Raw genomic sequence first — 15,634 nt, forward strand, 5'->3', positions numbered from 1 at the left:
CACTCTGGCGGCGCCGTCATCAGTGGCGCGCCAGGCAGTGCCATTACCGACGCCGCTGTCGTGGTCGTCCACCATAACTGCGACTGTAGTATTAGGGCTTGCCGCCAGGCAGCAAGCCCGATGGCAATGGATCAATTCATTCTCCAGCACACCCCGGAAGCGTTAAATGGGACGGCATCATCTCCTCCGTTCGCTTTTCGGCTTATGGCGAAGTGAAAACCAAACTGCTCCAGCACCATTCGATTGGCGTTGACGCATACGGGTATATACCTTCACAAACGTTGCGGACGGGATGAATATGCCGTCCGGCGGTGTGAGTAAATAGAAATTCGTATTTCAAGAATTGGATGTTATCGAATCGTTTGGCGGTTTGAATCAGGCGATGAATCTTTTTGGAATCCATCCCGTTATAGGGTCAGAGAGCTAAGTTCGACTGATTCAAACCATCAAGAAATGGTTTTACTTAAGGAAAATGTAACGCCCATTTCACTGGACGAGGAGGAAATCGGATGAACAAATCATATTTAGCTCGGCGGCTGATACCTTTCACCTTACTCACTCAGTTCAGCGCTTCTGCTTTGGGCGATGATGCGCCAAACTTGGACAAAGATTGTACCGATCCAGCGAACCATGCCAGTGACGCATGTAGTCTTTGGATCAGCGTTGACGAATGCAAAGATGTTCAACCGGGTGATTCTTGTCCACATCATGCACCATATATTAAACATGTCGGAACGATACAGGCCCACTCTTACCATACTGTGTTTAACGCAGTATACGACAGCTGCGATACTTCGAAAGGACCTGGTCACTGGCTAGTTGTGCCGAACTATCCCGTTATTGGTATCGAGGATCATGCTCACCGGGACCCGAGATCTTGGAGTCTGGCGTGGGATGTGGCTAAGGCTGAAAACATTTCCACCGAGGACATTGCGCTCGCGATTAATCCACTGCCGAAGCGGAGCAAACATCAACTGCATATTCATGTCGGCAAGCTCAAGGACGATATGAAAAGCGCAATCAATGATAAACAGAACGTTCCTCATGATGGACACTGGCATCAAGTTACACTCGGCAACATAACCTATGATGTAATTTTCACCGACGGTCACTTTACCGATCCATTCAAAATGGTCAGCAAGAAAGTTGGCGAAGAAAATATGGTATGTAACGGTATCATTGTTGCGGGCTCGAAAACTGGATCTTATGTTTTGCATATCGGCGGCACTTACGACAGTGGGAGTAATACATGCCGCTATAGTGTGTTTGTTGAGGGACAGCTTAACTACTCGTGTCCATGATAAATTAGAGCTATAGTCAGGATTCGAGCATTTTCGGGTTCGGTGTAGAACCTTCAAGGTGCAGTAGGTCGGCAATCCTTTCCCAATCGCAAACGGCCGTCCTGGGAGCGCCAGGACGCCCCTTCCGACAAAGCCCCTCACCGACCCCGCGTGTCGGCAAAGGATTGCCGACCTACGAATTTTCTCAGGTGAAAAATGCTCTAGCTCGAGATAACGGATTTGTTCCTGTCCTAAAGATATTAACCCGGCCTATAAATATAGGCCGGGTTAATCCGGGGCAGGGATGCCCCGGCGCGGCGACAAGCCGCGTGAGCCCAGGCCGGGCGTGTACCGGCCTGGGCGGCGGCCCGAAATACCAGGAGGGTATTTACGGGCCTGATTAATAATCAATGCAACGACCTTTGCCGCCGCGGGTTATCGCCGGAACTGCTGCCGCGTAGCCTGTTTCCGAAAAGGCGTACTCATTCGAGCGGATAACCCGCCGCCTTCCACGCTTTCATGCTCCCCGGAATGTTGTATACCTCCTTGAATCCGCCGCGTTTCAGCAGACTCGCCGCGATGCTCGACCGATAACCGCTCCCGCAATAAGTGACGATCGGTTTGGTGCGATCGAAGGAGTGGAGATGGTCCGGCAAAAAAGGCGCATAGAGATGCAGAGCGCCCGGAATATGGCCCTGGTTCCACTCGGCAGGGCTTCGCACATCCAGGACCTGGAGATCGCTCCTGCCGCTGTCTATCCGTCCTTTCAACTGGTGTACGCTCATTTCCGGCATACGATCGAAAGGCAAGCCCGCTTCGAACCAGCCGCGCATGCCTTTGCCCAGATAGCCATCGATTTTCTCGAATCCGATGCGCAGCAGGTGACGCTGAACCGTTTCGAGATCGTCCTCTTCCGCCAGAACCAACAAAATCCGCTGGTTAGGCCTAAGCGTCCAGCCGGCCCACGTCGGAAACTCCTCGCGCAAGGCGATGTTCAATGCACCCTGGATATGCCCCCCGCCGAAGGCTTCGATTTCGCGGGTATCGAGGACCACCGTGTCGGGCTTGCCCATCTCGATTTGGAACACGTGCGGCTCGAGCATCGGAATCGGCGGCACGCAGGCCAGCACCCGAGGCCCGTGGGTATTCACGTCCTTGAGATGAGCGTAATAGAACGGCGCAGGTTGCAGCGAGCCGAGCTGGTTCTTCACGAACTCGTCCTCGTTATCGGCTAGAAGCTTGGGATTATGCCGCCGCTCGTAACCCAGCGTGCTGATCAGCCGGTCGCCGATATTGCCGCCGCACGGCGATCCTTTGCCGTGTGCCGGGTAGATCGTCAACTCGTCGCCCAGCGGGAGGAGCTTATCGAAGAGCGAGTGATAGAGTCGGCGGGTCATTCCGTCGGCCTCTTCCTTCCCGAGCAGATCGGTACGGCCGATATCCCCGCAGAACAGCGTATCGCCGGTAAAGACTCCCCAGGGCGCCTCGGCGCCCTTGCCGCCGCTTACTCGGTAACACACATGTTCGGGCGTATGCCCCGGCGTGTGAAGCGCCTGCAATGAGAGATTTCCTATCCGTATCGTGTCGCCGTCCTTGACGGCTTCGTGGTCAAAGGTGCGTTCGTTCGATTCGCCTGCGTAAATCGTCGCGCCGGTCTGCGCCGCGAGCTCCCGGCTGCCCGATACGAAATCTTCGTGGACATGGGTTTCCAGGATATGGCTGATACGAACGTCGCGGTCCTTGGCGATTTCCAAATAGATTTGAATGTCCCGACGCGGGTCGACGACGGCGCAAACGCCGGCGCTCTCGTCGCCCAGCATATAGGACAAATGGGAAAGCCCTTCCGACTTGATCGTTTCCAGAAACATGATTGCCTCCTAATCGGCGTGAGCCTGTTCTTCCGATGGCGAGACGGCCGGCCATTCCTCGTCCAAATACGTATCGCGGACGGTTCCGAGCCGGGTATTGCCGTGTACCGCCGCGCCGTCCGAATCGACAACTTCCACCTGAAAGCCCGGATAGGTCTGGCGGAAACGCGTCGCCTTCCATTTCTCCACGCTCAGGTCGTTCTTCGCCGGCGATTCGAAGGGATACGGCGGCAGGCCCATGCGGTCGCCGCGCACGTCCCGCCCGTCCAGGTGGAGAATACGCACCGCGAATCCCTCGACATCCCAGATCTGCTTCTCCACGTTCATGACCTTGGCCATAAGCCTTTCTCCACTGCCCTATGCCGAGCCGAGTAGGTCGGGAATCCTTTGTCGACGTCAGCCGGTGGATAATCGGCTTCGTCGGCAAGGGATTGCCGAACTACGATCTCCTATCCCGAGCCGCAACATCCCGGCCCATTCAACCGGCGCTTCCATCAGTGCCTAGCTCATAGGATGTGCTGAACGAAGTGAAGCGCATCATTCGCGACTCCCCTATCCCGAGCCACGACACATCGTCCCGTTCAACCGGCGCTTGCGTCCGAATCCAGCCGCGCGACGCGGTCATGCAGCGCTGCGGCGATGCGCTGCTCCGGACGCTCGCCCCGGCCCTCCCGCTCCAGTTCGTCCGCCGTCGCCGGCGGACCGAAGCGCACCTCGATCGGCCGGAAACGTGGCACCCAGCTCCCCACCGGCAGCGCCATGTAACTTCCGCCGATCCAGACCGGGACGGCCGGCACGCGCGCCGCCCGGAGCAGCAGACCGATCCCGGTCTCGAACGGCCGGAGCTTTCCGCTTTCGGAACGGCCGCTCTCGGCGAACCACACCAGATTGTTGCCCCGCTTGAGCGCCAATACGGCCAGGGCGAGACTGGCTAAAGGACCCCGCCGGGGATCGACAGGCAGCGTGCCGGTCGAACGGCTGGCCTGCCGCATCAACGCGTTCCGAAACATGACCCCGGTATAACCCGCCCAACAGGTTCTCGGGAGTTGTTCACGGGGCAGGACCGCGGCAATGGCCATGGGGTCGAGATAGCTGACATGGTTCGGCGCCAGAATGAACGGCCCATTCTTCGGCAGGTGCTCCTGTCCTTCGGCCTTGACGTCGAACGCCCGTTCCATCAGCCAGCGGTCGAAGCCGAACAAAAGAACGCCCAGAGCGCTCGACCAGGTTCCCGGCGGCTCGACCCAGGCGCGTTGGTCCGCGCCCACCAAGGCTTCCGGCTGAGACAGCCGGGCCAACGGGTCCTTGACTTCGCCCGCCAGGCCGCCGCCCGCTTCGGCGCCTTCCCGCAACAGGTCGCGGACGGTTTGCACGCGGCTGATGGTTTCCTCGTCGAGATCGACCCCGGTGGCCGCGCCCATTTCGAGGGTCAGCGTCAGCCATTCGAGCGAATCCACGCCCAGATCGAGCTGGAGATTCGTATCCGGCATCAGCCGCACGTCGGGAAAGCGCTCGGCCAGCCATTGCCAGATTTGGCGGGCGTTCGGTGCCTCCAGCAATTGCTGGTCTTCGGGCGCCATCCGTTCGAAGGGCAAGGGACCCGTCTCCCCGGCCGCCGCCTTTCCCTTCTGTTTGGCCTTCTCGTAAATTTCGTCGAGCTCATGCCGCCTAAGCTTGCCGAGGTGCGTCCGGGGCAGCGGGTCCGGCGTGATGACGTAATCGCCGATTCGATTGTGCGAGGGCAATCGACCGGACTGCGCCTCGACGTCCTTGCGGATCAGCGCTTCGAGGTCCCCGCCCTCGCGGGTCGCGGCCGGTGCCGGCACGATCAGGGCCACCAGCCGGCCCTTTTTCTCCAGCACGGCGACTTCCTTGATGTGCGGGCCCTGGCCCAGAATCTCCTCGACGTACTCGGGACGGATGTTTTCGCCGCCGGGCAGCACGATCATTTCCGAGGCGCGCCCGACGAGGCGCAGGTATCCGCCATCCAAATAGCCGAGATCGCCGGTACGGAAAAAACCGTCGGGGGTGAACGCCTCCCGTGTCTTGTCGGGCAGATTTCGGTAGCCCGAGAAGACGTTGGTGCCTCTGGCCAGCACCTCGCCGTGTTCGGCCGGAGGCTCGGGTTCCGCGATGCGGATTTCGACGCCGGGCAGCGGCGTCCCGGCGGTATCGAGACGGCTCCGGCCGGGCACGTTGAACGTCAGCACCGGCGAGGTTTCGGTCAGGCCGTAACCCGTTGCCATGTCAAAACCCAGGCCTACCAGCTTGAACGCCAGGTCCGGCGCGAGCATCGCGCCGCCGCACAGCATCATGCGCAGATTCGGGGCGAACTGACGGTGCAGCGAAAGGAATAACCCGCGGCCGATGGTAAGGTCCGAATGCCGGCGCAGCGCGCTCGCGAGATCCAGGCCGAGATGAAACAGCTTGTCCGCCAAAATTCCGTGCTGCCGGACTTGGGTTTCGATCGCTCCGAACAGCGCCTCGTACATGCGCGGAACCCCGACCAGGAATGTGGCCTTCCCTTCCCGGAGCGCCCGCAACAGTTCGGGCCCGGTCAGCGACAGCGGAAAGATGAAGGGAACTCCTGCGGCAAGCGGCGTCAGCAAGCCTATGGTGAAGGGATAGACGTGATGCAGAGGCAGCGGCAGCAGAAAGCGTTCCTGTTCTCCGACCACGTGAAGATCGAGTATGGCCTGGAGATTGCTTGCGAGGTTCCGATGGCTGAGCGGCACCCCTTTCGGTGGACCGGTCGTCCCGGAGGTGTAGAAAAGCACGGCGATGTCCTCCGGTGCGGCCGGAGTACCCGGCTTTTCCGCATCGGAGCAATGGCGCCGCCAATCGAACTCGTCACCCCGTTCCGCATCCAGCAGGATCGGACGGAGATCGCGTTTGAGACCTAAGCGATCGAGGCGCTGGAGCTGACGGCGCGTGGTGAACAACCAGCCGACCCCGCTGTCGGCCAGCACGTGCCGGAGGTCCTCGTCGCCCATCTGGGCATCGATCAGAACCGGCACGATCCCCGCCGCGATCGAGCCGAGACAGGCCACCACCCATTCCGGACTATTGGGCGCAAAAAGGCCCACGGCATCGCCCGGCCGCAACCCCGATTCGACTAGCCCGGCCCCCAAGCGCTGCACGGAGCGGGCGAGCTTCCCGTAAGACCAGGTTTCGGTGCGTTTTTTCAGAAACGCCACAATCGCCGGCTTGCCGCCCTGCCCTTCGAGCGCCCGGATCAATTGCTGCAAGGTGTCTATCGCCACGGCTCCGTCCCTCATCGGGCAAACTGCCCGGTAATCCTTAGAAAAACCAGGCCGCGGGTACGTTCCCGTTGCCGTGATTCGAGAAACCTCGGAAAATCGTGCCGGTAGCGACCGTCGACATCTCGGCGCCGGCATGTCCCGACTCTGTTACGCTCGTCTCGAACGTTTCGTGCCGTCATGGAAAGTGGCCCCGCCGAATGCCCGAACGAAGCGGCCGTAAAACAGTCCTAAAGTTGTGGCTTTTTACAGCCAGCGATCGCTCCAGTTCATCCTGAAAGGAATCACGGTGCACGATGAGCCAGCTCAGAAATTCCCAAACCATACCGGATCTGCGCAAGGTGAGAATCAATCCCGACTATTGGTATCCGCTCGCCTGGGCGCATCAAGTCGGAAAAGCCAAGGTTCTCGGAGCCGTATTCGCCGGCCGGCCTATCGCCATCGCCCGGACCCAATCGGGCAAGATATTCGCCTTGGAAGACCGCTGCGCCCATCGCCAGTTTCCGCTTAGCCTGGGGGTTGTCTGCGGCGACCATCTTCAATGCGGATACCACGCCTGGCGATATGACCAACACGGGCGGATCTCGGCGATTCCTTACGCCGGACCCGATACCGTACCGCCGCCCGGCGTTCGCTCCTATCCCTGCCGAGAGGCCTATGGAGCGATCTTCGTGTTTCCGGGCCATCCGGATTTGGCGGACCAGGTTCCGCTGCCCGAGATTGCGCTTCGCGATTCCCCCGATTACAAGCCCATGTGCTTTTCCCGGCAGGTCGATTGTCATTATTCGTTCATGCACGAGAACCTGATGGATATGAATCATCAATTCCTGCATCGGCGGTTGATGGGCAAGATCAGACCGGAGCTGCTCGGTACAGCCAGGGGCGACGGATGGGTCGAAGCGAGGTATCACTTCCATCATCTGGGCGGGCGCCGGCATTCAGGGTCCGATCTTCTCTCGTTCGGTGGCGACCACGCGGAAAAGGAATACGACGTCATGACCATCCGGACCGAGTATCCCTACCAAACCCTAACGATCGCGGGACGCGACTCCGAATTTCCGAGCGTCGGTTTGTGGTGCGTCTACGTGCCGAAAGACCCGGACCAAAAAACCAATCAAAGCTTCGGCATTCTGATGATCCGAAAACCCCGGATTCCCGGCTTGATTCATGTGCTATGGCCGCTCCTCCGCCATTTTGCGGAAGCGGTGTTCGCCGAGGACCGCATGGCGGTGGAAGCGGAACAGCGGGCTTATGACGAACTGGGGAGAGATCGAAACCAGGAAGTCTATCCCGTCACGCTCGCCGTTCGGGAGTTGCTGATATCCAGGGGAATCGCCCCGAAACCGGATGAATGCGGTTGAGAGGCTGAACCATCGGCGCAGTATCGAATCAAAGCTCGGGCAAAGGCTCGCGGTAGGGTGTTCCCCGGATTTTCGCCCTGATTCCTGCAATCCGCGGTCTTGGCGGAAACCGACATGAGAAGAGGAAACTGGATCCGGACATCCTTGTCCGTTGCGATCACGGTCCCGTGAACGCAGAAGCCGTGCCTTGGCGATCCAGTTATAGCCTTGTCCGTCGACTATTGGGATGCTTTTCCCGGCGAGTTCCGCTGTCCCTTCGCAGCATCCCACTGTCCCAACCGAAACCTTCTTGTTTCGGGCTCACATGCACCGTCTGCATGGAAGTGAAGTTTATTAAACCCGACTCTGACGCTTTCCGATATACGCCCGACTCCGTAGGTAATTGTTCGTAAAGGGATAACCAGGCAACGACATTCGGTTCGCTTCGCTTCCGAGCGGGATCAGCGCGCGCGGGCATGAACCCAACTCATGACTTTCGGCCACAGGCTGCGGTGGGCCTCCTGCCCTACCAGCATGCCGACGTGCTGGAGCGAGACGCCGACATCCCCGCCATACCAAAGCACCGTGGTATCCCGGCTCCGCACCGCGCGATGGAAAGGCAACACCGCTTGAGGCGGGACAATACGGCAGTTCGGGTCCACGGCGCTGAGAACCGGAGCCTCGACGAGCCGCGGGGCGACTTTATGGCCGTTGATCGAAAGATTCCCCCGCATGAAGCGATCCTCGCGATACAGCCACTCGACGATTTCCTCGAAAAGCGCCGGTGCCATGGACATTTCGTCGCATGCCCAACGCTCCACGGCCAGATAGGTTCGCTGAGCCTGCGGGTCGCCGAGGCTTCGAAACCCGTTCAATAAGCGGCGCCAACCGAAGGTCAAAGGATCCGCGAGGAACGAGCACCCGCTAAGCAGCGAACCGGCCACAGGGGCTACGACCACGGTCAAGTATTGCGCCGGCGGAGCCGTGGCGATCCAGCGGTCGATCAGTCCCACATCCCGCCCGAAATGCAGCGGAGCACCCAAAAGAATCAATCCTTTGACGCACTCCGGATGCAAGGCCGCAAAAAAAGTGGCCAAGGTTCCCCCCAACGAATGCCCGGCCAGGAAAACCGGCCCGTTTCCTCGTTCTTTTCCGATGGCCCTGACACTGTCGAGAATCAGACGGTCGGCATAGTCGGCCAGACCGAAGGATTGGCCGATACGGCCGGGACGCTCCCAGCACACCAGATAAACCGACAGGCCGCTCTCCAGTCCGCGCCGGACCACGCTGGCCCAGGGCACCAGGTCCCAAATGTAGGCGCGCTTGATCGGTGCCGGAACGATCAGCAGGACCGGCCCGGCCTCGGGCTCGGGCTCGGGCTCGGGTTCGGGACCATAGCGTCTGAGCGTGAGACCGGGCGCGGACATCACTGTCCGGAACGGCGTCTCCTCCCGCCCGAAGCCGGTCAGATCGAACCACAGGCCGAGATCGCGGCGGAACCGATCGATCGGTTCGAATAACCACGTGTCCAGATTCGGATAGAACCCCTGACGGGTCGCAAAATCATCCGTCACATCATCGTCCATGGACAACAACCTAAAGAATCGCCCCTTCCCGATATCGACCCGGACACTTCACGAAAACTCCCCGAGATCGGCCGAAATCGTCGGCAGACCCGAAACGAAGTTTTGTGCTTAAATTTGCGGCTGACTCAAGATCCAAATGGGGGGCTCATGGTTCGCTCAACACCGGCCACGGGCGCATAGGAATCTCATCCGTTCATGGAGGGCTTATCGAACAATTAAACCAATAAGAGGAGCACAAGCTCGTGAGCATTGCCAACGTCCCAATCCGTCCGCCGTTACGGGTTCTTAATGACTTTTGCCGCCCCGGCTATAGCGGCCGGATTCTGTCCATATCGAGATTTCCCGGCGGTCGGATCGCGCTGATGTGCTCCGCGCTCACCTTGGTCGCCGGCAATGTCTCGCAAGCGGAGACCTTAGAGACGACTTCGTTCGTGCCGGCAACGCCCGAGGAACAGTTCGGTTACGATTTCGCCAGCTATGTGCCCGTTATGCGGCCGGTGGAAGGCACGGCGGACGTCTTCTCTCCCGCCGGCCTGAACCAGTTGCACATGTGGTCGGTAGACGTCGAGGCGTTCCAGTCGTTCGCCGAGAGCGCGGGAATCGCCCCGGAAGTGGGCCTGTCGCCCATGCAGTTCATCCGTCCGGATGGCTCCATCGTTTCCTTCGACAGCGCTCAATCGATGAGCGACTACATCAACACCTACGATGCCCTCGCGGCAAATTTGGGAAACGTCCCGAGCAATGGCGCGCTGTACCGGTTTTCCTCGTTTGATGCCATACGTTCGCAGATCACCGGGAACAGCGTGAGCTACAACGGCGCGGTGGATTCGCTGTTCTGCGGCAGCACCGGACTGGGCGGCAGCTACGATTCGGCCCTGGCGATTTATCACTGTCTGTTCGGCGCGGCGCAAGGCGCCCTGCCCGCCGCGCAGCAGATCAATCAGCTGAATTTCGTGGATTTCCAGTTCAACCGTCCGACGTCCGAAATGGCCCGCAGCCTCAACCTGATGCGCGGAATGCGTATGGCGCAACAAAAAGCCGATGAAGAGATTCAGGGCACGAACGGCGGGGCGAGCGGCGACCAGTATCTGATGCTGGGCAACCTCGGACTGTTCTTTTCCGCCGGCGGAAGCTTCGGCGACGTCAACACGCGCCAATCCTTGCCCGGCTATGCCATCAATCGACGCACGGTAACCGTCGGTCCCGATTACCAGGTGACCGATTGGCTACGGACGGGCCTGCTGTTCAACTATGTCAGCACCAGTTCGGACTTGGTTCAGGGGCTAGGCACTTTTAGGGCCGATAGCTTCCGGTTTACGCCATTCCTGACCTTCGTCCCCTTCGAGAACGCCTATGTCGACTTGACCATCGGCTATGCCCTTCACGACAACCGGTCGGAACGCCGGTCGTTCGGCGTGAACTACGAGGCCAACTACACCGGCGACGAGTACAGCGCCGCATTGGGGGCGGGATATAACTTCAATTGGGGCGGCTTGAACGTCATCCCGTACGTCCAGGCGGCGGGGATTTCGACCGAAATCAACCGGTTCCGCGAACGAAGCGACAGCGGCGTCGGAATCACCATGGGGAAGCAATATCGGGATTCGGTAACCACCACCGTGGGAACCGAGCTCAACTACGTCTGGAGCACCCCGTATGGCGTGGTTCTGCCCCGCGTTTTCGGAGAGTGGGTCCACGAATACCGCAACAGCAGCCAGGCTATCACGAACACCCTCGGGCGCGGCGGGTTCGCGACGTCATTCGTGACGCCCGATCCCATACGCAATTGGACCATCGTGGGCTTTGGCGCACAGTTTGTGATGCCCAACTCGGTTTCGGCATTCGTGAACTACACCAGCCTGATCATCAGCGGCGCCACCAACCATACCCTGGAAGGCGGCGTAAGATGGGACTTTTGATGGTATAAGTAAATTCACGGCGTTCTCCGCGATACGGAGTAGATGCTGCGGCCTCGAATCTAAAATCTAAATCAGGCAGACCCAGCCAAGGATGGTTTCTATGCGATTACGACCAGAAGTTTGGCTCGTTATGCTGCTTTCCGCGCTCTTCATCAGCGATGGCCTGGTCTATGTCTTCTTTTTCGCGGATCTGGCCATTCCCGGTACACCGGAGACGAGCCAAACGCTAACCCCGAAAGCCAGCGCGACTCCGCAGGAAATCGGCTCCTACGACGTATTGGGCCGAACCGTCGGCAAAGCCGAGGCGGCCAGACTCCTGCAGACGGCCGACGGAAAACGCAACCTCGCGCCGGCGAATGGAGCCGTGGAGATCACCCGTGAGTTGTTGGAGCTCGGGCGTCGGGCCTTCTACGAGGAGACTTACGGCAACGAAGTCTTCTTGACGGATGTCGTCGGCGTCATCGACGGGCCAATCAACCTGTGGAAACTGGCAAAGGCCACGATGGCGCTGGGCGGAGAGCCGACCACCAACCTCCAGGTTCAGCTGGACCGCGACGTAACGATCGGAGGGCGGACCTTCAGGCGGGGCACGTGGGTCAATACCGGCCTGGATGTGCCGGCGGGCGGACTCATTCCGCTCGGCATGCGGGTTTTTCTGCAGCAGGGACAGATCCGGGTCGGCATGACCTGCGCCGCGTGTCACGCGACGGTCGATCCATCCACCGGCGCCATCATCGAAGGCGCGCCGAATGCGGATGTGAATCCCGGCTTGTTACTGGCTTTCGCCACCAATTCGGCCGCCTTCTTTCGCCAGACCGACGTCAACCCGATGCGCCTGCCCCCCGGCGATCATATTTATCTCAAGACCGACGACCGAAACGCCCGTCTGCCCGACCCGCGGGCGGTCGAGGACGCCGTGGACGCTGCCCTGCTGGCATGGCCGCCCGGCAACTTCGATTCCACCGGCGATCTTCAAAACAATCCGACTCAGATTCCGACATCCTACACCTTCGGCGCCTGGCCCTACGGTTGGAGCGGTTTCGCCTCGACCGGCTGGTTCCATGGGCTGACCACGCTGAACGCCAATGTCCACGGCACCAATTCGGACATGACCACCGGCGCGGATTCTAGCGAGTCCTTGCTGGGCATCGACAAGGAAACCTATCTGGGCGTCATCCTGCAGCGCTCCGCGAACGAGGGCTTCCGGCTGTCCGAAGGCGAACAGCCCTCGCTGTTCTTCAAGCGCATCGATCCGACGCCCGGAACGCCCGGAATGAATCAGGCCGTTACCATGCCGGGCTATCCGAAAGGCTCGATTTTCATTTTGGATGGGCTGATGCCCAACACGCCGGGAATGCCCGTTGCGGCGCAACTCAACGGCATGTCGGCCTGGCAGAACACCTTGTCGCCGCCGCCCAGTCCATCCGACGATAAGGAGGCGATACGGCGCGGCGCACGACTATTTTCGAAGGCTGGCTGTATCAACTGCCATAGCGCTCCAAACTTCACCAACAATCGCGTCCTTCCTCAGCCGACCCTCGGCACGCACCCGTCGCGCGCCAAGGCGCTGGCCGCATTCTGGTGGAGCTTCGTACCGCCAAAGACCTATCCCGCCGACGTGCCGGTGCCCCTGCCGGCGAATCCCGAGATGCTGCCCGTGCCGACCGATATCACTCCGGAGGAAGATCAGCGATTGGCCTATGCCCAGGGCAATCCCGCCGGCGGTTATAAAGTGCCCAAGCTCGTCGGCATTCGGGTCAGCGCGCCTTATCTGCACGACGGCGGCGTCGCCGCGGGACCCGAGGCATTTCGCCGCGAGGGCGACCGCATGGTCGTCGCCAAGACCGACCAACTCGGCATGAGCTTTCTCTTTCGCGGTATGGCCCCAGACCCTCGCAATAGTTTGCGGGCGTTGCTCGACCGGGATTTGCGCGCCTCTGTCGTCGCGGCCAACCGAGCCGATCCGCGCCTCCAAAAAGCCAATGTGGACGGCAGCGGCCATGAGGTTTGGGTGGATAAAGAAGGCGGCTATACCCTGCGAGACCAGGACGACCTGATGGCGTTTCTGCTCTCGCTGGACGACGAGCCGATCGTGCTGCCCTGACGCGCGTTGGAGCGCTTTTTCACCGCCGTAGCACACCACGCTTTTTGTAGGCCGCGCTTCGCGTGCAAATCGGCTCCAGGCCGATTGGTCCGGCACATTATCCCGGTTCTATTTGGCCTCGCGTCCAATTTCTTACACTTAGAGCGGCTGTCGGATTGGTTTACGGCTTGTGGGAGCGGGCTTTAGCCCGCGATCGAGCGATTATCGCGGGCTAAAGCCCGCTCCCACACTAAGTACATTCAGGGAAGTCTTGCGGCATAGGCAACCTGCACGACAACCATGCCAATCTAGCCAATCTGTCGAGATTCCGCAAATATTTGCGGAATGTACTTAGAGCATTTTCATATCTACTGTACGGGCACTCGCGCGTAGGTCGGGAATCCTTTCCCGACGCCATGCTCCGGCCGAGCGTCTTCGTCGGCAAGGGATTGCCGACCTACGACCGTGCATCCCCCCGTAGGTCGGGAATCCTTTCCCGACGCCACGTCCCGGCCGAGCGTCTTCGTCGGAAGGGTCGCGACTAAAGCGACCGTTTGCGATTGGGAAAGGATTGCCGACCTACGAATGCTTGAATCCATTCACCCGAGCCGAAGGCGCCAACGACGTCCGCCAAGCTGGTTTTGCCGTACGAGCGCGATGAAAACGCTCTAAGGCCATTTGCAATCAATCCCTACATACGAATGGAAACTGCTCTAAACCCAAAGCGGTCCGGAAGCCGCATCGAGTGGTCTACCCGAACGTACTTGCGCCACGATGGGCAAGCAGCCCGGATGAAACATGGCTGAACCCGGCGGATCGAGGCCACCAATCCCGAATTCGGCAATGGCCTACTAGCCCGAACCAGCTATCGGAACTCTTTCAGCTCCTGCTCAAGGGCGCTTGAAAGCGATGCCTTCCGGTGCCGTGCCGACTTTGATGGTCTTGGTGATACGATCCTTCGTGGCGTCGATCACGGAGATCGTGTTATTTCCCGTATTGGTCAAGAGCAGCAGTTTTCCATCGGCCGCAAAGCCGATGCCATGGGTGCCGGCATTCGGCGCAATCGCGACGGTCTTGACGATCGCATTGTTGGCCAGGTCGATCTTCTGCACGGTGCCGGCGCCGTCGTTGGCCACGTAAGCATGTTTCTGATCGGGCGTTACCGTCACCTGCACCGGCCCCGCATCCGTGGGGATACGGGTAATGACCTGGAGACTGTTGCCGTCGATAACGGCAACATGGTTGGCGGCATGACAGGCGATATAAACGCGCTGAGTGTCCTTGGCGAAACCGGCCCCCAAAGGGCCGAGCCCGACCGGTATGGTGCCCATTACGTTCCGGTTGGTCCTGTCGATAACCGACACGTCGCCGCTGCCGAAATTGCTGACAAACACCCGGTCGCCCGCTATGAGCGCGAAGTGCGGCATGCGGCCGACCTTGATGGTGGCCAGCGGAGCATAGGTTCCGGGATCGATCACCGCGACGGCGTCATCGAACTCGGTGGTGACGTAAGCTTCCTTGCCGTCGGAACTGATGAAGGTGTGGCGAGGGCCGTTACCGACCCGGAATGTCCGGCTCACTTGATCCGTAGCCGTGTCGATGATGGAAACCGTACCGTCGTTATTATTGGTAACCCAGGCCGTTTTTTGATCCGGGCTCAAAAAAACATTGTGGTCATGGACACCGACCTTGACCGTCCGAATCGTTTTGCCGGTGTTCAAATCAACGACCCCAACTTCACCCCCGAACCAGGCGGTAGCGTAAACTTTGCCGCCGGCCGCCTTGGATTCGGCCGCGCTCAACACGTTAACGACTCCTAGGACATAGCACAGCACGATGCCGAGAACTTGGGAATGCTTCATATCGATCTCCTCTCCTAGTTCATATGTGGGAATCGGCAGCCGTCATTTCGGGCCGCTCATGCCTTCATGCGGGGTTTGACCGCAGCTCACTCAAAAGATAATGAAACGGGAGATATTCATTCTTAGGGGCTAGGTTTCATGATCTGATCCGCCAAGCCGGAATTTTTATCCGTTGTTTCTCAATCGGAGGAAGAGAGGAAACGGCGGAAGATAAAAGCGTCGATTCGTAATACTTCACAATGCCGTCGTAGAGACTGAAGCCATAGACCAACGCATCGCCCAGCATATCGAGGGCGTCGGCGAGGAGAGCGACCGAGCCGGCGATCAGGCCGGAAACAAGTTCGACGATGAACATCATCGCGTTCAGAGCCAAGACGATCCGGAGGGTCTTGGCTTGGCGCCCGCGGAGTAGCTCAAGCGCACCGGCTTTTTCAGT

Annotated in this window: 10 protein-coding genes; 4 read left to right on the forward strand and 6 right to left on the reverse strand. The window is 59.6% G+C overall.

What is annotated here, in order from left to right:
* The first annotated feature begins 509 nt into the window (after window positions 1–509).
* Entirely contained in the window at window positions 510–1,301 is a 792-nt protein-coding gene (locus JOD69_RS20645; RefSeq protein ID WP_086134493.1) for a CDP-diacylglycerol diphosphatase, read from the forward strand.
* Window positions 1,302–1,762: 461 nt separating this feature from the next.
* Here the strand turns inward: JOD69_RS20645 and JOD69_RS20650 are convergent, their stop codons facing one another.
* The 3 genes from JOD69_RS20650 to JOD69_RS20660 form a co-directional block, all read right to left on the reverse strand.
* Window positions 1,763–3,148 carry an MBL fold metallo-hydrolase gene (locus JOD69_RS20650; protein WP_086134494.1) on the reverse strand — a complete coding sequence of 462 codons (1,386 nt, stop codon included), beginning with the start codon at window positions 3,146–3,148 and terminating at the stop codon, window positions 1,763–1,765.
* A 9-nt stretch (window positions 3,149–3,157) separates the two neighbouring features.
* Window positions 3,158–3,487: a hypothetical protein gene (locus JOD69_RS20655; protein WP_205780809.1), complete on the reverse strand. Its 330-nt coding sequence runs from the start codon at window positions 3,485–3,487 to the stop codon at window positions 3,158–3,160.
* A gap of 242 nt (window positions 3,488–3,729) precedes the next feature.
* Window positions 3,730–6,411: an AMP-binding protein gene (locus tag JOD69_RS20660; protein ID WP_210024215.1), complete on the reverse strand. Its 2,682-nt coding sequence runs from the start codon at window positions 6,409–6,411 to the stop codon at window positions 3,730–3,732.
* Between the two features lie 293 nt (window positions 6,412–6,704).
* On the opposite strand from JOD69_RS20660, the gene JOD69_RS20665 reads away from it, so the two are divergent.
* Window positions 6,705–7,769 carry an aromatic ring-hydroxylating dioxygenase subunit alpha gene (locus JOD69_RS20665; RefSeq protein WP_086134496.1) on the forward strand — a complete coding sequence of 355 codons (1,065 nt, stop codon included), beginning with the start codon at window positions 6,705–6,707 and terminating at the stop codon, window positions 7,767–7,769.
* 440 nt (window positions 7,770–8,209) lie between these two features.
* Here JOD69_RS20665 and JOD69_RS20670 read toward each other — a convergent pair whose 3' ends face one another.
* Window positions 8,210–9,334: an alpha/beta fold hydrolase gene (locus JOD69_RS20670; protein WP_086134497.1), complete on the reverse strand. Its 1,125-nt coding sequence runs from the start codon at window positions 9,332–9,334 to the stop codon at window positions 8,210–8,212.
* Between the two features lie 242 nt (window positions 9,335–9,576).
* Between JOD69_RS20670 and JOD69_RS25295 the strand changes: the two genes are divergently transcribed.
* A complete protein-coding gene (locus tag JOD69_RS25295; protein ID WP_139841091.1) occupies window positions 9,577–11,253 on the forward strand; it encodes an autotransporter outer membrane beta-barrel domain-containing protein in 1,677 nt (558 codons plus the stop codon).
* Window positions 11,254–11,353: 100 nt separating this feature from the next.
* Window positions 11,354–13,357 (forward strand): hypothetical protein, encoded by a 2,004-nt coding sequence (locus JOD69_RS20680; protein ID WP_086134499.1) that lies wholly within the window; start codon window positions 11,354–11,356, stop codon window positions 13,355–13,357.
* 869 nt (window positions 13,358–14,226) lie between these two features.
* Here the strand turns inward: JOD69_RS20680 and JOD69_RS20685 are convergent.
* A complete protein-coding gene (locus JOD69_RS20685; RefSeq protein WP_077731115.1) occupies window positions 14,227–15,198 on the reverse strand; it encodes a beta-propeller fold lactonase family protein in 972 nt (323 codons plus the stop codon).
* 136 nt (window positions 15,199–15,334) lie between these two features.
* On the reverse strand, window positions 15,335–15,571 hold the full coding sequence (locus JOD69_RS20690; RefSeq protein ID WP_205780810.1) for a cation transporter: 237 nt from the start codon (window positions 15,569–15,571) through the stop codon (window positions 15,335–15,337).
* Window positions 15,572–15,634: the final 63 nt, after the last annotated feature.

The sequence above is a fragment of the Methylocaldum sp. RMAD-M genome, assembly GCF_017832375.1.
In the GTDB taxonomy this organism is placed as follows: Bacteria; Pseudomonadota; Gammaproteobacteria; order Methylococcales; family Methylococcaceae; genus Methylocaldum.